Source organism: Halorussus halophilus, from assembly GCF_008831545.1.
Lineage (GTDB): Archaea > Halobacteriota > Halobacteria > Halobacteriales > Haladaptataceae > Halorussus > Halorussus halophilus.
The window spans coordinates 2983300-3002554 of the sequence record NZ_CP044523.1 but is presented as its reverse complement, the minus strand read 5'-3'; the positions used below and the strand labels follow the sequence as shown (position 1 = coordinate 3002554).

The window sequence follows — 19255 nt, the reverse complement described above, 5'->3', positions numbered from 1 at the left end:
CGTTCGTCCGTCAGTCGAGCGTCTTCGCTTCTTCGAGCGTGAACTGTCCTTCGTAGAGTGCCGTCCCGACGACGACGGCGGCGGCACCTGCCTCGCGGAGTGCGCGCACGTCGTCTAGCGTAGCGACGCCACCCGAGGCGATCACCGGAATCTCGACGGCTTCGACCACCTCGCGAACGCGGTCGGTTTGGACGCCTTCCAGTTTGCCCTCCACGTCTACGTCAGTGAACAGAATCGCGCCTGCGCCCAACTCCTCGTAGCGCGCCGCGGCCTCTGCGGGGTCGAGTCCCGTGCTTTCGGTCCACCCCGAGACGACGACTTCGCCGTCTTTGGCGTCTAAGCTGACGGTGACTGCCCCCGGATACTCCTCGCTAATCTCGGCCACGATGTCGGGGTTCTCGACTGCGGCGGTGCCCAGAATCACGCGGTCCACGCCTCTTTCAAGGAGGTCGGTTGCGTCCTTGACGGTACGAATCCCACCGCCGAGTTGCACGTCTACGTCCGCGGCGTCCAGAATTCGCTCCACCGCGTCGGCGTTCTGGCGCTCGCCCTCGAACGCGCCGTCGAGGTCCACGAGGTGGAGCGTCTCGGCACCGGCGTCTATCCACCGCTCGGCGGCCGCGACCGGGTCGCCGTAGGTTTTCTCGGTGCCGCGTTCTCCTTGAACGAGTTGTACGACTTTGCCGTCCTGCATGTCTACTGCCGGGACGACTTCGAACTCGGGGAAGTGGGTCATGGCTGGGGGTTTGTGGTGGGAGGGCTAAGTTCTCGCGCTTCCGGCTAGCATTGTCTGGGTGTGGGTTTTGGGGGGTCTGCTGGTGAATTGGAGATGCTTGTGTTTCGAACTTCGCTGTTGGTGACGTACACGAGAAGCTAGCCACGCCCGATACGCAGTAAGCTTCGACTTTCCGCGGTGACTGGCCAGTCTTCGAGTCGAAGCTAGCTACTCCCGAAACCAAGGAGAAACCGCACCGCCTCAGCCACACACCTCCCCAACCGATTGCGGTCCTCAGTACGGACGACGCGACGGAACGCGTCGTCCGGGCTTGCGGTCCTCATCCCTCGCACGAGTCGCTCCTTCCGTCGCTCCCGCGCGCCGAAGCAGGTGTGAAGATACGTGAACCTGATTTCTCATCACGGCGCGCGCTGGCGCGAGGCTTGGCTCGCGCCGACACCGTGCGAGGGATGAGCGAACGAACGTGAGCGAATCGGTTGGGGAGGAATGTGGCCCGTGCGGTGCTGTGCGGTCTTCATAGGTTTCGGCAGTAGTGCTGTTCTCGAACTCGGTGTCTCCTGTAGCGTTCGATAGTGCTGTTCTCGAACTAGTCAAGCGAACACTAGCTCTCGTTTTCTTATCGCAAATCCCGTTGCTACCACTCGTTTCAAGCCCCCTCCACACGAACAAACCCCCATGTCACTCGTCGCGTTCGACTTCGACGGAACACTCTCGGACTCGGAGATGACGGTCCTGCTCGGCAGCCAAAAAGGAGTCGCCGACCAGATGGCTGACATCACCGAGCGTGCGATGAACGACGAGATTAGCTACGCCAAGAGTCTCCGGGACAGAGCCGCTCTGCTCGAAGGACTTCCCGAGGAGGACGCCCAGACTGCCTTCGACGAGGTGGTCCTGCGACCCGACGCCGGAACCCTGATTCGGGAACTCAACGACGCGGGCGTCACCACCGCGATTCTCACCGGCGGGTTCGAGCGCGGCGTCGAAGCAGCACTCGCAAAAGAGCGCGTCTCGGTGGATACCATCGTCGCCAATCGACTTCCAATCGAGGACGGCGAACTCACCGGTGAGGTCGAAGGCCCGCTCATCGAGGGCACGAAAGACGACGCGCTCGAACGACTCGCCAAGGAGCGCGAGATTCCTATCCGCGACACGTACGCAGTCGGCGACGGCGCGAACGACCTGCCGATGCTCGAAACCGCGGGCCACGCGATTGGGTTCATCCCCAAGCGTGCCGTTCGGCCCTCCTGCGACGTGGTCGTCGCCACGATGGAGCGACTCCACACTATCTTCGAAGAGGACGGGCTACTCGACTGAACCCCCGTCATCTCGAAACAGCTCAAGTGCCGATATCGGCCTCTTGATAGCACGTATCCAGCTATCTTTATCTCCTCAGCGAGCGTATATGTGTTCGGTGAAAAAGAAAATGACTCGTTACGACCCCTTCGAAGAGATGGACCGCATGTTCGAACAGATGCGAACCCGCATGTGGAACGTCGGCGGGACACGCGGGTCGCTCCCCGTCGGCTCTCGCGGTGAGATGACGCAGGGCGACACCAGTATCGACCTCCAAGAGCGCGAGGGTGAGTTCGTTCTCGTGGCCGACCTGCCGGGATTCGAGAAGGAGGAAATCGACCTCAAACTCGACGACGACACGCTGACTATCGCCGCCGAACACGAGGTCGAAGAGATGACCGAGTTGCCCGCCGGCGAGACGACCGAGGGCGAGATGGTCGGCACGACTAGCTTCGCCCGCTCGCGCAAGGTCGCAGAGCGCGTTACCCTCCCCAAGGAAATCGAGGACGAGGGAATCACCGCGACCTACCGCAACGGCGTGTTGGAAGTCCACCTGCCCATCGCTGAGGAGCAGGAGGAAGACGACAGCAAGAAAATCGACATCAGCGACTAAGCGGATTTTTCGAGACTCAGTCCTCTGTTAGCGACTGCAAATACTCGTACTTCTGCTCGTAGCCTCGCAACTCGGTCGGCAGTTCGTCGGCAGTGAGCCACGCGAGGTCCGATATTTCTTCGTGAGACTCGATTTCCGACTCGCTCAGTCCCGTTCCGTCGTCAGTCGGTCGTCCAGTGAACACCGCGACCGGAATCGGCAGATGCTCGGGGACTCCCAAATCGAGTTCCATCGTGCGCACGAACAGCACTCCGGTTATCTCACACTCGACGCCGGTTTCCTCTCGCGTCTCGCGCCGTGCCGTCTCGGCAGGAGTCTCGCCCGATTCGCCCGCGCCGCCGGGCGTCTCCCACTCCTCCCGAATCGAACTGTTGACGCAGAGCAGTTGCGCCTCGTCGTCCGTAACGACCGCTCCAGCGGCATAGGGATAGTACTGCTCCTGAAACGTGTCGGCACTCTCCGGAAACGAATCGTCGTCGTCGTCGGACAACGGGGAGACTGTCAAGGAGTCGAGTCGGGGAACGTCGCTCCAACGCTCTTCGATGCCAGTGACGACCCTTTGGGCGTCGGCATTGATTGCGTCTCGAACCGCGGCGCGTTCGTCGAGATTCATGGTTGCTCTGCTCACTCGTCCTACGAGTATGCTGTCTCTGACGCCGTACCCTTTTCACGCCGCCGTCCCACCGTTCGACACGTGACAGACATCGCTATCGTCGGTGCGGGCGTGGCCGGTCTCGGGGCCGCCTACGCGCTCCGCGACGCCGACGCGACCGTGACCGTCTTCGAACGAGAAGCGGCGGTCGGCGGTCGCGCGGCGACGCGTCGCCGCGCTGGATGCGTGTACGACGTGGGGGCGAACTACGCAAAGGGTGGGGACGACCGAGTGGCGAATCTCTTCCGCGAAGTACTGTCGGACGGCCTCGTGGACACCGACGGCCCGGTTTGGACCTTCGACGACGAGGGCGAGATTTCCGAGGGGAAAGACGACGACGCGCCGAAGTGGACCTACGAAGACGGTCTCTCGACGCTCGGCGAGCGTCTCGCAGACGCGAGCGGTGCGACGATTCGAACCGGGACCGAGGTCGTCGGCCTCGCACGCGAGGCCGACGACTGGCGCGTCCAGACTAGCGAAGACACCTTTCGCGCCGACGCGCTCGTTCTCACGCCGCCCGCACCGCAGACTGCCGAACTGCTCGCCGGAGCCGACTGGGACGACGAGCGGCGCGAGACCTTGCCGGACGAAATCGCTCGCGTGCCGTATCGCTCGCTTCTCACCGTCGCGCTCCACTACGACTACCGCCGCGAGGAACCGTACTACGCGCTGGTGGACACGAGCAAGGACCACGACCTCGGATGGGTCGCCCGCGAGGAGTGCAAGCCCGGTCACGTACCGGACGGCGAGAGCCTGCTAATCGTCCAGCCATCGCCGCGCTGGTCGGCCGAACACTTCGACGACTCCGACGAAGACATAGCGGTCGCGGCCGCCGACCGCTCTGCGGAACTGCTCGGCGACCCGGACCGCTATCAGCCCGACTGGTTCGACGTGGTTCGCTGGCGCGACGCGCTTCCGGACGCGAGCGCCGACGAAGAGGTGCTGTCGGAGGCGGCGAGTGTGGACCTCTACTTCGCTGGCGACTGGGTCGTCGGCGAGGGACGGGTTCACGCCGCACTCCGGAGTGGGTTGGAAACTGGGAAGCGACTGGAACTGTGACCTGACTCGAAAATGGAAACTGAGTGAGAGTAAATCGCGGTTGTTGGTAAATCGCGGTTGTCAACTCCGTTCGGACTCTCCACGACCGCTTTCGACTCGCTTTCCTCCCTATTCGCTCGAACTTCGCGTCGCTGGTCGAGAGCGGCCATACTCGCTACTTCGTAACGGCTCGGCGTGGTGACTGAACTTCCCTCCCTGTGACAGCAGTGGGATTCGTTCGAAACACATGTGCAGAAACGTGTAGTTGACTGGTAGTGACGGCTGGAATGCAGGAGGAAATGTTGGTGTAGTACAGAAGTGGTGTGTGAACACGGTGGATACTGCTCGAAATATCGAAATATACGTCTGCAACCACAGTTACCCCGGCCATGCCGTGTTAATAACAATGGTGTAGGGGGCTGTGCTAACGACTGCACAATCCGTGGAGAGGACCTGTGCAATGCAACGAGGGGAACGCCGATGACTCGAACGACAGTACGACTCGCCATCGCTCTCGCGGTGATGTTTGCACTCACGGCCGGCACGGGCTTTGCCGTCGCCGACACGAGCAAAAACTCTGCGAGCAAGTGCAAGAAGTACAAGTACAAGATCAAGCACCATCCGCCGGGCAATCCGTCCAACGTGCAGTATATCTACGTCGGTAGTTGGAGTGCAGTGAAAGCACACAAACACAACCACGGTGACAAGTTCATCAAGAAAGTGTGTACGAAGTATTAGTAGCCGTTCTGAATGGAAAACACCGACGTCGTTCGGTTTTTATTCGACTACGCCCTCCGGACTCGCCGTCCTATCCCCGCCGAAGCCACACCACCGATGTCCCCGACACCACACTCACCGCGACGACGTGCCCGAGAAGTGCCAACACTAGCACCTCCCGAGGCCAGACGAACGGCACCAGCAAAAGCTGAACCAGCGCGAAGCCGATAGTCAACAAGTCGATACGGAGCAGGCGCGAGCGCGTCGCTTCTTCGAACTCGCCGCCGAACCGATACGTCCGCCAGAGTCCCGTCACGCTGGCCCACCAGCCGGTGCCGATGCGGTAGCAGAGGTCCCACAAAATCAGCAGCGCGAGGTAGATCACGGGAATCGGCGGTACTTCTCGGAACAAGGCGCGAAAGAGCGGCGGCGACCCTCCGTGAGGGTCCACCGCGAACACGTAGGTCAGGAAGGCGACGAACCCCAACACGCCCAGCACGACTTCGATGCTGGACGAGAAGAGCAATCTGCGGTAAGTATCGGGCACTTCGACTTGCCGAATTTGCGCCCCCAGTGCGAGCATGACGTAGCTTCCAGCGGCCGCGACGACGACGGCCGCCGTGCCTGCCGGAACTGCCGCCCAGAGGTCGTAGAGTGCGGCGAACGCCAGCACGAGGCCTTCGAAGAGGACGAATTGCACCGTCACGGCCGAGCGGTCGGACAAATCGACGCCCGGAATCGCGCCGACGATGCTCTCGTACACCCACGTCTCGCCGTACTCGGGGTCGGTCGCGACCGGGTCGGTCCGAACCGAATCCGAACTCATCGGCTCATTCGCCCGCCAGCGCCCGCTCGACGGCTTCCTCGAACGGCGTCAGTTCGACGGGGAGCAACTCGCGGATGGGGGCGTCGTCCGCGACGACGGGATTCTTCAGCCCGTTGATGAGCGGGTGGGCGACGCTCTTGGGCACGTCGGTCACGAGGTCCACCCAGTACGCGGAGAGTTGCGGGGAGAGGACCGGTACCGGCACGACGACCGGGTCGCGGTCCATCAGTTCGCCGGTTCGGTCCAGCATCTCGGCGTAGGTCAGCACCTCGGGACCGCCGATTTCGTAGGTCTCACCCGCTGTCTCGGGTACGTCCAAGACGCCGACCAGATACGCCACTACGTCGCGGACGGCGATTGGCTGACACTCGGTGTGGACCCAGCGCGGCGTGACCATCACCGGCAGTTTCTCGGCGAGTTCCCGGACCATCCGGAAACTCGCGCTCCCCGCGCCGATGACGATGGCGGCCCTGAGTGTCGTCACTTCGAAGTCGCCGTCGGCTAGAATCGCCTCGACTTCGCGCCGGGACTTGAGGTGTTCGGAGAGGCCGTGGCCCGTCTCGCCGAGTCCGCCGAGGTAGACGACGCGCTTCAGGCCCGAGTCGCGCGCCGCGGCCACGAAGTTCCGCGCCGCGAGGCGGTCGCGTTCGGCGAAGTCCGGCCCGGTCTGCATCGAGTGGACGAGGTAGTAAGCCGCGTCGATACCGGCGGACTCGCTCCGCTCGTCCGACGACGTTCGTCTCGCTCCGCCCGACGAACTACCGTCGAAGATTCCCGCCAGCGTCTCACGTTCGAGCAGGTCTGCTTCGACTACCTCGACGCCGTCCGGCGCGTCGTAGCGTTCGGCGTCCCTGACGAGGGCGACGACATCGTGGCCCGCGTCGAGCAAGGCGGGCACGAGGTGGCCGCCGACGAACCCGGTTGCTCCAGTGACCAACACGCGCATTTTCCACTACTTCGGCGGCGATGACCATAACTGTCGGCGGCCCGCCCAATGCGGACTGACAGACTGGTCGCTACATCTGTCCGGGAAGCAGTCGAATCCCTACGCCTGTCCGGGCTGTGGTCTCCGGGCCAACACGACTCGAACTTCGACCCGCTGGCCGTTCCGTAGCACCGTCACCGTCACCGTCTCGCCCGGCCGCTTTTGGGTCAGCACGCTCCCGAGGTCTTCCGCGGAGTTGATTCTCTGGCCGTCGATGGAGAGGATTACGTCGCCGCCGACCGGGACTTCGAGGCCATCGACCTGTCGGGTTCCCGTACTTCCGCGCAGTGCTTCTGCGGCCGGACTCCCAGTCACTGTCTCGACGACCAGCACGCCGCGCGTGACGTTCAGGTCGTTCGCGGTGGCGACGATTGGCGACACGTCGAGCGTCGAGACGCCGAGATAGGAGTTCGCGTAGCTTCCGTTCTGGACGAGCGCCGGAACGACTCGCTCGACGCGCGAGGCAGGCACGGCGAACCCTGTATTGTCGCTCCCCTGTGCGCCAGCGGTGTTCACGCCCACGACTTGCCCCTGACAGTTCACGAGCGGCCCGCCGCTGTTGCCGGGGTTGATGGCCGCTGTCGTCTGGATGGTGTTCGGAATCGGGAACGTCGGCCCGTCAGGCCCACCCGCGGGGAGCGAGCGGTTCGTCCCGCTGACGATGCCGTTCGTGATGGTGCCGCGCAGTCCGAGCGGACTGCCGAGCGCGGCGACGGGTCGCCCCGGTTCTGGCTGACTCCCGTTCACCGCGAGCGGGTCGGCGTAGTCGGGCGTGTCGTTGACTTCCAGCACTGCGAGGTCGCTGTACACGTCGGTTCCGATTACGTCGGCGGTGGCCCACTCGCCGCGGTCGAACTGCACTTCGACCGCCGAGGCATTCGCGACGACGTGTTGGTTCGTGACGATGTGGCCCGAATCGTCGTAGACGAACCCGGACCCGATGCCGCCGCCGGTCTGGCTTCGGACCTGCACGGTGACGACCGAACCGATGGTCTCGTCGTACAACTGCGTGAAGTCGCAATCGGTCGGTTGTGCTTGTGCAGTTGGTCGCGTTTCTGGAGTCTGTTCGAGAGTCGTACTCCCGACTGCCGTCGCTGGTCCCCATCCCACCAGCGCGAGCAACAGGACGCCGACTGCGATGTGTTCGCGCATCTCGTACAGTGCACGCCAGCGACGGCTATCAAACTCGGGGTCGCGGCATCCCGCCGAGAGACGTGAACCTTTTTCCGACCGCCCGCCAACGCTCTCGCATGTCAGAACCCAACGTCCTCTCCTCGTTGCCGGACAAACCCCTGTTGGACTCGAAAATCGAGCGAATCGCCGACAGCGACGCGGTCGATTGGACCGAACCGCTACTCCGCGGCGAGGGCGAGCGCGAGAACGTCGTCAGCGGCTGGTTACTCGAAGTGAACGGCACCGTCCACGCGCTCTTCTACGCGATGGACCACTGGGTCTCGAAGGGGTCGTTCGACGCGGACGGACTCAGCGACGACGAGAAACGCGAGCGCGGCCGTGAACTGCTCGGCGCGTAGGTCGGCCGACTCGGCCGTCTGCGACGACCGACTACGACAGCCGTCGCGTCTCGGTCTCCTGTTTTCAGTCGCCCGTTCTCGGCCTCCGGTTCTCAGTCTCTTGCTTTCAGTCTCTCGTTCTCAATTCCCGTTTTTCCCTCCGGGTCGGACTCCGGTCGTCACCCCAGTCGTTTCGTTGGGCAGTTGGGTCGTCGCTGTCGGCGGTTGCGCCGTAGTCGTCGGCGGTCGTGCTACCGTCATCTGCGGCACTGCCGGGAACGACGGCCGTTCGCCGAGCGTCACCTCGACCGTTCGATTCCGGTCGTTTCGAAGCACGGTGAAGTTCACCGTCTCCCCCGGTTCGGTTTCCAACAGGAGGTACGTCAGGAGGTCTTCTTTCTCGGCGACTGGGGTGTCGTCCACGGCGAGAATCACGTCGCCGCCGAAGGGGTTGCCGGTCTCCTTGTCGATGGCGGGCGCGCCGCGCAACTGGCCGTCCGCTGGTCCGCCGGGAAGCACGTCGGCGACCATCACGCCGCGCGAGACGTTCAGGTCGTTCTCCTCGGCGATTTCCGGTCCGATTCCGACGACTCGAACGCCGAGGAACGAGTGCCGGTAGTTTCCGTCCTCGATGAGCGTCGGGACGACCTCACGGAGCGCCCGCGAGGCGATGGCGAAGTTCACGTCTGCGAACACTGCCCCGCCCACGGTCATGCCGACGACTTCGCCGTCGCAGTTGACCCACGGCCCGCCGCTGTTGCCGGGTTCGGTCGAGGAGTCGGTCTGTAGCATCGGTGCCAGCGTCCGGTTGAAGCCGTCTCGGTACGGGAACGTGACCGCCCGCTCCACGCCGCTGACGATGCCTTGGCTTATCGACTCCTCGAAGCCGAACGGTTGCCCGAGGACGGCGATGCGCTGGCCGCGCCGTGTCTGGTCTTCGGCGATGGGCAACTCTTCGGCGGAGTCCGGCGCGTCGGTAACGCGGAGGACTGCGGTGTCCGTAGCGTCGTCGGTCCCGATGAGTTCGGCCTCTCGCCAGCGGTCGTCGTTGAACTGCACGTCGTACTCGGTGGCGTTGTAGACGACGTGCCAGTTCGTGACGACGTAGGCGGTCGAAGTTCCCTCGTTCACCCGGTAGACCCAACCGGAGCCACCACTCACCTGTCCGGTCTCGTTCGAGACGTTTATCGTCACGACGGCGTTCGTCGCCGTCTGGAACAGCCTCGTGTAGTTACACCGTGCCTGCACTTGGAGCGGTTTCGAGTCGCTGTCGCTCCCTGTTGGCGATTCGACGGCCATTGGCGCGTCGATGGCCGCCGCTCCGCCGCTCGCATCTGACGTTCGCGTCTCTGCGTCCTGTGCCCCGGCTCCCATCGCGTCAGGCCCGATAGTCGCTACGCCGCCCACCGACCCAGCAGCCACCACTACGAGGACGAATAGCCCCGCTAATAGTCGTTGACTCATTCCCGAACAGGCCCACGACGCCCCGTACAATGAATGTGCGGGTCGTTGACACGCCTACGGAATCGTTCAGTCGCCGTTTCGAACTCGCTCAGTCGCCGAACAGACTCGTGTGAACCGGAGCGAACTCCCGCTCTTCGGCGTCGCTGACGGCCTTCCCTTCGACGCCCGCCGCGATGAAGTCCCGAATCGGTGGGCCGACCTGTTCGGGTTCCACGAGGAAGGCGTCGTGTCCGTGGTCGCTCTCGACCACGTGATTGGCTGTCTCGACGCCAGCGGCGTCGAATGCCGAGGCGAGTCGTTCCGACTGCTCGACCGTGAAGTGCCAGTCGCCTGTGAAACTCACGAGGAGGGCTTCGCCGGAGAATCCAGCCAGTGCGTCAGCGTCCGAGTCGTAGCCAGACGAGAGGTCGTAGTCGTCCATCGCTCGGGTGAGGTAGAGGTAGCTGTTGGCGTCGAAGCGCTCGGCGAACTTCTCGGCCTGATAGTCGAGATACGACTCGACTTCCCGGTAAGGGAAGAAGTCGCTCGCGGGGTCGTCCGGTGCGAAGGCGTCGGCGATCATCGCCCGGCCTGCCGACCGGCGGCCGAACTTCCGGTCCATCGAGTCCTTCGAGAGGTACGTGACGTGGCCCAACTGGCGCGCGACGGCGAGGCCTTCTGTCGGTTCCGTCTCGTCTTCCCCATAATACTCCCCGCCGTTCCAGTCATCGTCGTTCGTAATCGCCCTGCGAGCAATCGCTTCGATGGCGAGCATCTGGGGGTCGAGTCGCGCCGCGGTCGCGAGCGCGACGACTCTGTCCACGCGCTCGGGGTAGCGTTTCGCCCACTCCAAGGCGTTCATCCCGCCGACGCTTCCGCCGACGACGGCCTTGAGCGGCCCGATGCCGAGGTGGTCGAGCAGTCGGTGCTGGGCGCGCGTCCAGTCGGTGACCGTGACGGCGGGGAAGTCGGTACTGTAGGGGTCGCCGGTTTCGGGGTCGAAGCTGGCCGGGCCGGAACTGCCGTAGCACGAGCCGGGGACGTTCGCGCAAATCACGAAGTACTCACGGGTGTCGATGGCCTTGCCGGGACCGACCACGTCACTCCACCACGCGGCGGCCTGTCCGTCGGTGTCTTCGTTTCGAGCGGACCCCGTCACGTGCGCGCTTCCGGTCAGCGCGTGGCAAATCAGGACCGCGTTGTTGCCGTCGTACTCGCCGTAGGTCTCGTAGGCGACTTCGAGCGGGATTCGTCTGCCGCACTCGAACTCGAACTCGCCCAACTCGGCGGTGTCACAGGTCCGGTTCATGTTGTACTAGCTATCGCCTGTTCCACGTCGGCCAGCAGGTCCGCCGGGTCCTCGATGCCGACAGAGAACCGAACGAGGTCCGGTGAGACGCCTGCGGCACGCTGTTCCTCGGCGGACAACTGGGCGTGGGTCGTACTCGCGGGGTGAATCACGAGCGTCTTCGCGTCCCCGATGTTCGCCAAGAAACTCGCCAACTCGACGTTCTCGCAGAACGCCTTGCCACCTTCAAATCCGGCTTCGAGACCGAAGGCTATCATCCCTCCATACCCTCCATCCAGATATTCGACCGCGTTCTCGTGGGTCTCGTGGTCCTCCAACCCCGGATAGGAAACCCACGCCACGTCGTCGTGGTCGGCGAGATATTCGGCGACAATTGCGGCGTTCTCGCAGTGGCGCTCCATTCGGAGGGGCAGCGTTTCGAGGCCCTGCAAGGTCTGCCACGCGTCGAAGGGTGACTGCTGGTTGCCCAGACTCCGGAGCGCGCGGAATCGTACCGCAGACGCCAGCGGGGCGTCCGCGAAGTCTCGCGAGAAGTCGGTATCGTGGTACGCCGGATTCACGCCCGCGAGTTCCGGGTAGTCGTCTTCGTGTGCCTCCCAGTCGAAATTGCCGCCATCGACCAGCACGCCGCCGACTGTGGTCCCGCTCCCGTGGAGCCACTTCGTCGTGGACTCCCAGACTACGTCCGCGCCGTGTTCCAGCGGCTTACAGAGCGCGGGCGTGGCGAAGGTGTTGTCCACGACGAGCGGCGTGCCCGCCTCGTGGGCGACGTCGGCCACGCGCTCCAAATCCGGCGTGACGAGCGAGGGATTCCCCACGGTTTCGACGTGGACGTACGCAGTGTCTTCGTCGATTGCCTCCTCGTAGGCTTCGTAATCGAGCGTCTCCACGAACCGGGCTTCGATGCCGCGTTTGCTGGCGGTCTTCGAGAGGTAGGAGGTCGTCCCGCCGTAGGTGTCGGTCGAACAGACGACGTTGCTTCCTTGGTCGGCGAGGACGAGCGTCAGCGAGTCGAGCGCGGCCATTCCGCTGGCGGTGGCGACTGCACCGGTCCCTCCTTCGATGGAGGCGAGGCGCTCTTCGAGCGCGCGCGTCGTCGGATTCGAGATGCGAGAGTAGATGTCGCCCTCCGCGTCGAGGGCGTAGAGGTCCGCGGCGTGGTCGGCGTCTTCGAACTCGTAGGAGGTGGTCTGGTACAGTGGCGGTGCCCGCGCCCCCGTCGCGGGGTCGGCCCCGTGGCCCGCGTGGAGACTGCGAGTGTCGAAGCGTGGCTCGTCGCTGGTCATGTGTTATACGCATATTCTCGCAAGATTTTATAACCGCCAGTTACGGCAAGGCTTGCAGGGACGAGATGAGTGGTGGGTTTGGTGTGATGGAGTACAGTCGATTCGAAATACGCTGGCCGCTCGCAATGAACCGCAGAAGTCAACGTGATTTCGGCCGCTTCGTACCGCGAGGATTACTGCAACTGTGACCGCCTCGAAAGCCCCCGGACGCTCACGTCTAAAGGACGTGAGCGTCCGTTCCCTTTCGGAAGTCCTACCCGTTCGGTTGGTCCGACGGACGATTATTGATGGGTAGTCGAAAGGGCGTTTGCGGTAGCGAGTGGCGTCGAGTCGTTCGCGAACCGGTAGTCTCCGACTTAGACGGGCGGACCGAGCGGTAGCGAGAGCGGACAAACTATAACCGTGCGTGAAATACAAGTCAAGTTATCAATGAGCGACGTGGAGATTGAAATCGTAGAGTACGACCCCGAGTGGCCGGTCCGGTTCGAGCAGGAGGCCGCTCGAATGGAGACGATACTCGGCGACCACGTACTCCGCGTCGAGCATATCGGTAGTACCGCCGTACCGGGACTCGCGGCCAAGCCCATCGTAGACATCTGTCCGGTCGTTTCGGACATGGACGAGGGCCGGAGATGTGCGGAACTATTGCACGAGTCTGGCTACTATCTGAGCGACAAAGACAGGGGCGACGAGTGGATAGAACTCGGCCGAGTCGCCGCGGACGACCAGCACTTCAACGTTCACGTCCGACCACAGGACTCGGAAAGCCTGCAGAACAACCTTCTCCTTCGAGAGTACCTTCGCGACCATCCGCAAGCACGAGACGAGTACGCGAGGGTCAAACGGGCCGCCGCAGAGGAGCACTCCTGCGACGCCGAAGAGTACACCCGGAAGAAATCCCCCGTCATCGACTCCATCCTCGAAAAAGCGCGCAAAGCGGGGTACGAACCCAACCTGTAGCGCGGCGGGGAATTCTGCGCACCGCCAGTTCGAGAACTGGCGCAACTACTGTGAAAGTGACATCAACGGATACACTGCCGACGTGAGTCCGGCGAGTAGCAGTGCCACACTCGATGCCGTCGAGGTGGCACCCGTAACCAGACACGTGGTACCCATCGCTGACGAACAGATGCTTCCGATGGATGCGATGTAAATGACCGTCGAATCCTCCACAACTGCTGGGTACGCTGTAAATGATTTATGTTTTCCGTGACAGTACGCCAAGCGAAACGGAACGCGCTCTACCTACGCTGACGTAGAGTGCGCCAGCGCCTTCAGGAACAACCACGCAAATCCGCCGATACCAAGTAGCAGGCCGACTACCACTAGTTCTTCAGCGTACTTGACGAACTGAACAACTTCTATCAACAGGAGCGCGATAACTAAATACGCAAGGCGATCCACCTTCGCCGCGAGTTCGGCGTTCTCCACGGACCCTTGGTCGTCTGTCATCTGTGTCACTCGCTTCCGACCCATCGTAAAAGATAGGAAACTACGCTCAGACAGTCCGACCATGAGCGAATTCGTCGTGCCGCCCGCGCTCGAACGTGGGGACCGCGTCGCCATCGTCGCTCCCGCCTCTAATCGCGCGACCGACTTCTCGCACGTCTACGAACTCGGACTCGACAGACTGCGAGACGTGTTCGGTCTGGAACCGGTCGAGTTTCCGACCGCGACGAAGGACAGCGAGTACCTCTACGACCACCCCGAAGAGCGCGCCCGAGACTTGATGGACGCCTTCGTGGACCCCGACATCGACGGGGTGATGACCGTCATCGGCGGCTACGACCAAGTTCGCGTGCTGAAGCATCTCGACCCCGACGTACTCAGAGAGAACCCGACCCGGTTCTACGGCATCAGCGACAACACCAACTTCCAGAACTACCTCTGGAACCTCGGCATCGTCTCGTTCTACGGCGGGACGCTGATGACCGACCTCGCCATGCAGGGGTCGATGCACGACTACACCATCGACTACCTCGAACGGGCGCTCTTCGACGACGAAATTGGCGAGATTTCTCCGGCGGAGCAGTTCACGGACGACGACCTTGAGTGGGCGGACCCCGCGAACTTGGAGAAACACCGCGAGATGGAACGAAACGCTGGGTGGAAGTTCCGCGGTCCCGAGACGACCGTCGAGGGCCGAACGTGGGGCGGGTGTCTCGGCACGCTCGACATGCAGTTGCGCACCAGCACGTACCTCCCGACGCCGGAGGACCTCGATGGGAGGGTCTTCCTGCTCGAAACGTCCGAGGAGATGCCCGACGCGATGGACGTTCGACAGTTCCTGATAGGCATGGGCGAACGTGGCCTGCTCGAACGATTTTCGGGCGCGCTCGTCGGGCGAGCGAAAGCCCGCAGTCCCTTCGAGGCTCGGGGTCCCGAAGCCCGCGAGAAGTACCGACGAGAGCAACGCGAGGCCATCGTGGACACCTTCGAGGAGTACAACCCCGGCGCGCCGCTCGTCTTCGACGTGGACTTCGGCCACACCGCGCCGGTCGTCCCGATTCCGGTCGGCGGGACGGCGCGAATCGACCCCGACGCAGAACGCATCGAGTTCCGTACCTGAACCGTGACCGACCAGCATAAGGCCCGACAGTTCCAAGACGGGATATCTCCGTGACTTCCTCCGGACGCGACAGACCGATACTCGCCACGGCGGTGTTCGCTGTCTTGCTGGCGCAGGTGTTGCTCTACCCCGGCGTCCCGGACCTCGTGAGTGCGGTCGGCGCGACGACGACGCTCGACGCGAGCATGTGGTTCCTCGCGGCCGAGTTCGCCGCGTTCGTCGTCTGCGCCGGTCTCTGGGGTGCCGCCAGCGACAGTTTCGGCAAGCGCGGGCCGTTCATCGCGGCGGGTGCGCTCGGTGGCGCTGTCGGTTACTTCGCGCTCGCGCTCCTCCCGGAAGCGTTTTCGCTGTCGTTCGGTGCCGTCCTCGCCATTCGCGTCTTTCAGGGTGCGATGACAATCGGCGCGTTCTCGCTGGCGATGACGATGCTGATGGACTTGGAGGGCGGCCACGGCAAGAACATGGGCGCGGCGGGCATCGCCATCGGCCTCGGGACGGCCGTCGGCGCGCCGCTCGGCGGCCAACTGTACGGCGTCGGCCCTCTCGTCCCGCTCTACGTCGCTGGCGTCCTCCTACTCTGCGTCGCCACGCTCACGCCCCTACTTTCGGACCGCGCGCCCAGCACCGCAGAGCGTCGAGTCCGCGAAGCACTGGCGACGCTCGCCGACCAACCGACGCTCGGCGTGCCGTACGTCTTCGGCTTCATCGACCGCTTCACGGCGGGCTTCTTCGCTCTCGTCGGCACCGTCTACTTCCAGTCAGAGGCCGGGTTCGGTCTCGACGCCGGAACGACCGGTATGATGCTCGGCCTCTTCTTCGCGCCGTTCGCCCTGCTCCAGTATCCGTTCGGCGTCCTCTCGGACAGAGTCGGCCGCACGGTCCCCATCGTCGTCGGGTCGGCGCTATACGGCCTCGCCGTCGTCGGCGTTGGACTCGCGCCCACCGTCACGACTGCTGGCGCGGCGATGGTCGTGGTCGGCGTCATCGGCGCGCTGATGGCTCCGGCAACGATGGCGCTCGTCACCGACTTAGCGACCGAGGAAGGAAGAGGCACCGCGATGGCCGGGTTCAACATCTTCGGGAGTCTCGGCTTTCTGGCGGGAATCGTGATTGGGGGAACTGTCGCAGACGAAATGGGCTTCTTCGCGGCGTTCGTCGTCGCTGGTGCGTTAGAGACAGCGATTGCACTCGTCTCGATTCCGGCGTTCTTCAAGTTCGACCTCGGAGAACGGGGAGAAGGAGCGGTGTTCGGGCGGTAACCGGGAGTTCGGAAGGTACTCAGCGTAACGTCTCGCGCGCCGCCTCGACGCCTACTTCTCTGTCTACGTCTGCACCGACCTCTTCGAAGGCCTCACCAATCGTACGCACGCCGCGCAGAATCTGCTCCGAGGAGAGGTGGCCCATGTTGCTCACGCGGAAGATTTCGCCGCCGAGGTGGGCCTGTCCACCACTAATCGAAACGCCCCGGTCGTCCACGGCGTCGAAGAAGTCCTCGGGGTTCTCGCGCACGTCTGCGGGCAGGGAGATGGCCGTGAGCGTGTTCGAGAACTCAGTCGCGTCGTTGCGCTCGGGGAACATCTCCAGTCCCATCGCGGTGAAGCCGTCGCGGAACGCTTGCGATTGGTTGCGGTGGCGCTCGATGCGGGCGGGCATCGTCTCCTCGGCGATGTCTTCGACGGCGAGAGCCAGTCCCCGAAAGAGCGGTACTGCGCTCGTGAACGGCGTCTGGTGGGAGTCGGCCTTCCGCAGGTGCCAGTCTAAGTCCTCGTAGAACGGCGCGCTGTCGCCGTCGAAGCGCTCTTGGGCGCGCTCGGTGGCGTACATCGCGGAGGTGCCCGGCGGGGCCGCGAGACACTTCTGGGCGTCCGTGACCGCCACGTCTACGTTCCAGTCGTCGATGCGAAACTCGTCGCCGCCGATGGAGGTCACGCCGTCCACGACGAACGTGGCGTCGTGTTCCTTGGCAATTTCGCCGACTGCTTCGACCGGATTGAGCAGGCCGGTACTCGTCTCGTTGTGGACCATCGTCACCACGTCGGTGTCGTCGTCCACGGCCTCCTCGACTGCTTCGAGGTCGATGGAGTGGCCCCACGTGGCCTCCACGGGGTCCACGGAGGCGTACCGGTCGGCGATACGTTTGAACCGACGACCGAACTTGCCGTTGACGAGTGGGACGACGTTCCCACCGTCGCCGACGAGATTCGCTACTGCGGCTTCCATCGCCATCGTCGCGGTGCCGTTGAAGATGAGGCTCGTGCCGTCGCTCGCGGTCGAAGCGCCGTCGAGTGTCGATTCGGTGAACACGTAGTCGAGCGCGTCTTGCGCTCGCTCGTAGACGGCCTCGAACTCCGCAGAACGGTGCGAGACCATCGGTTCGCTCATCGCTTTTCGCACCTCGCGCGTGACGGGGACCGGACCCGGATTCAAGAGGAGAAAGTCCTCGCGCATGCGTCCACTGTTCGTCGCCGTCGGCTTAAGTACGCGGGTCGTCGCAAATGCCGCCACGGTCGTAGGGCGTGCTTGCCCACAGCCGTAGGGTGTCTTTGACCACGCGTAGGCAGGCAACAGCGTAATCTACGTCCTGCTTGTACTGCTGGTGCCATGGTGAATTTCACCGACGACGACGAAGGCAAATCTGTCGTCATGGGGGACGAGAAAGTGGGTATGATTACCGAGGTCGAGCACGGCACCGCGTACGTGGACCCCGACCCCGGCATCACCGACCGAATCAAGGCGACGCTCGACTGGGGCGACCGCGACGAGGATACGTATCCGTTGCAGGAAAGTCGCGTCGATACCGTCACCGACGACGAGGTTCGTCTGCGAGACGACCTCTGAACGGAGAGTCACTTGCGCTCATTTTTCGCATAGTCGCGCCGTGATACCGTCGAGATGGTCGAGTCCGACGACTGCGACGACGGGTCCGCGCTCGCGGAGCGAGGCCAGTCGCGTCGCCATGTGTTGCTCGCGAGTGTCGTCTCTGAGTCGAATCGGTTCCGGGGTGTCGAACGCGCGCAGTAGCGATTGGGTCTGTTCTGCCTGCTTGCGTTCGTCGCGGGCCTGCACGTCGGGAGAGTCGGTCGAATCGCAGTCGTGCTTGACCGGTGAATCGACCTCGACGCGGAGGCCAGTTCGAGTGGCGACGGCGGCGGCCATCCGGCAGACGAGCGCGTGGCGCGTCACCGAACCGACTCCCGAGAGGACGCGTCGAACGGTCGTCGTCGAGGCACGTTCGTCCCAGCAGTTCCGAGCGAGTCGAGCGAGAAACGCTCCAGTCGGCGCGTCGATGCCGACCACGTTCGCTTCGGCTTCGGCGGCCGCGCAAGCGGCCGCGCTCATCTCGCCGCCGAATGCTGGTGTCTCGCTACTGGAATTCCGGGCGTACGTCTCGTACAGCGGCACCGCGAGCGGCGGTGCTTCGAGCGCGACGACTTCGGGGTCGCGCTCTCGGACGATTTTCTGCGTCCGGTAGACGCTCGCGGGGTGGTCGTGAACGACGCCGACCAGCGTCACGTCGCTAGCAAGTCCGGATTCTGTGTGTACGTACTCCTCGCGTAGCCGAGGGTCGCGCTCGCGTGCCATGAACTCTCTGGGTGGGTATCACGCACCCGTCTTAGTCGTTGCTACTCACTTCCTTTTCAGTTAGAACAATAATATTGAATGGTTCCGGATGTCGTTACCTCAACCAGTCAAAGTATACCCTTCGAGTGAGCATATGGATGCGATGGGCCGGTGTGAACCGTTCGAATCGGGCGTCGAAGTCAGAGGGGACGTCGTGGACGCGGTCCTCCGGGCCGCTGGCGAACTCTCGACTGCCTACCAGTCGCGGATGGAGGCCGCACTCGCCGAGGAAGGCATCGACGACCCGAGACCTGACGAGTGGTACTCCCAGCGGGCGTATCTCCACGCGCTCGACGCCATCGTCCAGTCTGCTGGTCCGCAAGTCGTGACGACCGTCGGCGAGCAGATACCGCGGAACGTCGATTGGCCCCGCGAAGTCGCGACGGCCGAAGACGGTCTCGGACTACTCAACGAGACCTACCAGGACAGTCACCGCGGGGGCGACGTCGGCTACTACGACTTCGAGCAGGTCGCCGCGTCGGCGGGACGGGTCTTCTGCAAGAATCCCTATCCCTGCGCGCTGGACCGCGGCGTCGTCGCTGGCGTCGCCGAGTGGTACGGCGAGAACGAGACCACCGTCTCGGTCACGGAATCGGGCGAGACGTGCCGTACCGAGGGCGACGCCGAGTGCGTCTATCGGGTATCGTGGTGAGCTT

At 63.6% G+C, this 19255-nt stretch carries 21 protein-coding genes; 10 read left to right on the top strand and 11 right to left on the bottom strand.

Annotated elements, in window-relative coordinates; all coding sequences use genetic code 11:
* Positions 1-10: 10 nt before the first annotated feature.
* The gene (gene hisA / locus F7R90_RS14905; protein ID WP_158058193.1) at positions 11-736 is read right to left on the bottom strand and encodes a 1-(5-phosphoribosyl)-5-[(5-phosphoribosylamino)methylideneamino]imidazole-4-carboxamide isomerase; all 726 of its coding nucleotides are present in this window, start codon (positions 734-736) and stop codon (positions 11-13) included.
* Positions 737-1411: 675 nt separating this feature from the next.
* On the opposite strand from hisA, the gene serB reads away from it, so the two are divergent.
* Entirely contained in the window at positions 1412-2050 is a 639-nt protein-coding gene (serB, locus tag F7R90_RS14900; protein WP_158058192.1) for a phosphoserine phosphatase SerB, read from the top strand.
* A 97-nt stretch (positions 2051-2147) separates the two neighbouring features.
* The gene (locus F7R90_RS14895) at positions 2148-2642 is read left to right on the top strand and encodes an Hsp20/alpha crystallin family protein (RefSeq protein WP_225741194.1); all 495 of its coding nucleotides are present in this window, start codon (positions 2148-2150) and stop codon (positions 2640-2642) included.
* Between the two features lie 16 nt (positions 2643-2658).
* On the opposite strand, the gene F7R90_RS14890 is transcribed toward F7R90_RS14895, so the two are convergent.
* Complete coding sequence (locus F7R90_RS14890; protein ID WP_158058190.1) at positions 2659-3255, bottom strand: NUDIX hydrolase; 597 nt, start codon at positions 3253-3255, stop codon at positions 2659-2661.
* 81 nt (positions 3256-3336) lie between these two features.
* Here F7R90_RS14890 and F7R90_RS14885 point away from each other — a divergent pair, with 81 nt between their 5' ends.
* Together F7R90_RS14885 and F7R90_RS14880 are read left to right on the top strand one after the other, a co-directional pair.
* Positions 3337-4353 (top strand): NAD(P)/FAD-dependent oxidoreductase, encoded by a 1017-nt coding sequence (locus tag F7R90_RS14885; RefSeq protein ID WP_158058189.1) that lies wholly within the window; start codon positions 3337-3339, stop codon positions 4351-4353.
* Between the two features lie 459 nt (positions 4354-4812).
* Positions 4813-5070, top strand: a complete 258-nt coding sequence (locus F7R90_RS14880) for a hypothetical protein (RefSeq protein ID WP_158058188.1) — start codon at positions 4813-4815, stop codon at positions 5068-5070.
* A 70-nt stretch (positions 5071-5140) separates the two neighbouring features.
* Here F7R90_RS14880 and F7R90_RS14875 read toward each other — a convergent pair whose 3' ends face one another.
* The 3 genes from F7R90_RS14875 to F7R90_RS14865 form a co-directional block, all read right to left on the bottom strand.
* Positions 5141-5875: a DUF7530 family protein gene (locus tag F7R90_RS14875; RefSeq protein WP_158058187.1), complete on the bottom strand. Its 735-nt coding sequence runs from the start codon at positions 5873-5875 to the stop codon at positions 5141-5143.
* A gap of 4 nt (positions 5876-5879) precedes the next feature.
* Positions 5880-6821 (bottom strand): NAD(P)H-binding protein, encoded by a 942-nt coding sequence (locus tag F7R90_RS14870; RefSeq protein WP_158058186.1) that lies wholly within the window; start codon positions 6819-6821, stop codon positions 5880-5882.
* Between the two features lie 99 nt (positions 6822-6920).
* The gene (locus tag F7R90_RS14865; protein WP_158058185.1) at positions 6921-8012 is read right to left on the bottom strand and encodes a S1C family serine protease; all 1092 of its coding nucleotides are present in this window, start codon (positions 8010-8012) and stop codon (positions 6921-6923) included.
* A 98-nt stretch (positions 8013-8110) separates the two neighbouring features.
* Between F7R90_RS14865 and F7R90_RS14860 the strand changes: the two genes are divergently transcribed.
* Positions 8111-8392, top strand: a complete 282-nt coding sequence (locus F7R90_RS14860) for a hypothetical protein (RefSeq protein ID WP_158058184.1) — start codon at positions 8111-8113, stop codon at positions 8390-8392.
* Between the two features lie 120 nt (positions 8393-8512).
* Here the strand turns inward: F7R90_RS14860 and F7R90_RS14855 are convergent, their stop codons facing one another.
* The 3 genes from F7R90_RS14855 to F7R90_RS14845 form a co-directional block, all read right to left on the bottom strand.
* Entirely contained in the window at positions 8513-9835 is a 1323-nt protein-coding gene (locus F7R90_RS14855) for a S1C family serine protease (RefSeq protein WP_158058183.1), read from the bottom strand.
* 88 nt (positions 9836-9923) lie between these two features.
* Positions 9924-11123, bottom strand: coding sequence for a homoserine O-acetyltransferase MetX (metX, locus tag F7R90_RS14850; protein WP_158058182.1), 1200 nt, complete (start codon positions 11121-11123; stop codon positions 9924-9926).
* Complete coding sequence (locus tag F7R90_RS14845; RefSeq protein ID WP_158058181.1) at positions 11120-12409, bottom strand: O-acetylhomoserine aminocarboxypropyltransferase/cysteine synthase family protein; 1290 nt, start codon at positions 12407-12409, stop codon at positions 11120-11122. The genes metX and F7R90_RS14845 overlap by 4 nt, the downstream gene beginning before the upstream one ends.
* A 429-nt stretch (positions 12410-12838) precedes the next feature.
* Here F7R90_RS14845 and F7R90_RS14840 point away from each other — a divergent pair, with 429 nt between their 5' ends.
* The gene (locus F7R90_RS14840; RefSeq protein ID WP_158058180.1) at positions 12839-13369 is read left to right on the top strand and encodes a GrpB family protein; all 531 of its coding nucleotides are present in this window, start codon (positions 12839-12841) and stop codon (positions 13367-13369) included.
* 285 nt (positions 13370-13654) lie between these two features.
* On the opposite strand, the gene F7R90_RS14835 is transcribed toward F7R90_RS14840, so the two are convergent.
* A complete protein-coding gene (locus F7R90_RS14835) occupies positions 13655-13861 on the bottom strand; it encodes a hypothetical protein (protein WP_158058179.1) in 207 nt (68 codons plus the stop codon).
* Between the two features lie 61 nt (positions 13862-13922).
* Here F7R90_RS14835 and F7R90_RS14830 point away from each other — a divergent pair, with 61 nt between their 5' ends.
* Complete coding sequence (locus tag F7R90_RS14830; protein WP_158058178.1) at positions 13923-14978, top strand: S66 family peptidase; 1056 nt, start codon at positions 13923-13925, stop codon at positions 14976-14978.
* A gap of 50 nt (positions 14979-15028) precedes the next feature.
* Positions 15029-16237: an MFS transporter gene (locus F7R90_RS14825; RefSeq protein WP_225741193.1), complete on the top strand. Its 1209-nt coding sequence runs from the start codon at positions 15029-15031 to the stop codon at positions 16235-16237.
* Between the two features lie 19 nt (positions 16238-16256).
* On the opposite strand, the gene F7R90_RS14820 is transcribed toward F7R90_RS14825, so the two are convergent.
* The gene (locus F7R90_RS14820) at positions 16257-17426 is read right to left on the bottom strand and encodes a pyridoxal-phosphate-dependent aminotransferase family protein (protein ID WP_158058177.1); all 1170 of its coding nucleotides are present in this window, start codon (positions 17424-17426) and stop codon (positions 16257-16259) included.
* 153 nt (positions 17427-17579) lie between these two features.
* On the opposite strand from F7R90_RS14820, the gene F7R90_RS14815 reads away from it, so the two are divergent.
* Positions 17580-17816, top strand: coding sequence for a PRC-barrel domain containing protein (locus tag F7R90_RS14815; RefSeq protein WP_158058176.1), 237 nt, complete (start codon positions 17580-17582; stop codon positions 17814-17816).
* 18 nt (positions 17817-17834) lie between these two features.
* On the opposite strand, the gene F7R90_RS14810 is transcribed toward F7R90_RS14815, so the two are convergent.
* Positions 17835-18560 (bottom strand): TraB/GumN family protein, encoded by a 726-nt coding sequence (locus tag F7R90_RS14810; RefSeq protein ID WP_158058175.1) that lies wholly within the window; start codon positions 18558-18560, stop codon positions 17835-17837.
* 142 nt (positions 18561-18702) lie between these two features.
* On the opposite strand from F7R90_RS14810, the gene F7R90_RS14805 reads away from it, so the two are divergent.
* A complete protein-coding gene (locus tag F7R90_RS14805; RefSeq protein WP_158058174.1) occupies positions 18703-19251 on the top strand; it encodes a hypothetical protein in 549 nt (182 codons plus the stop codon).
* Positions 19252-19255: the final 4 nt, after the last annotated feature.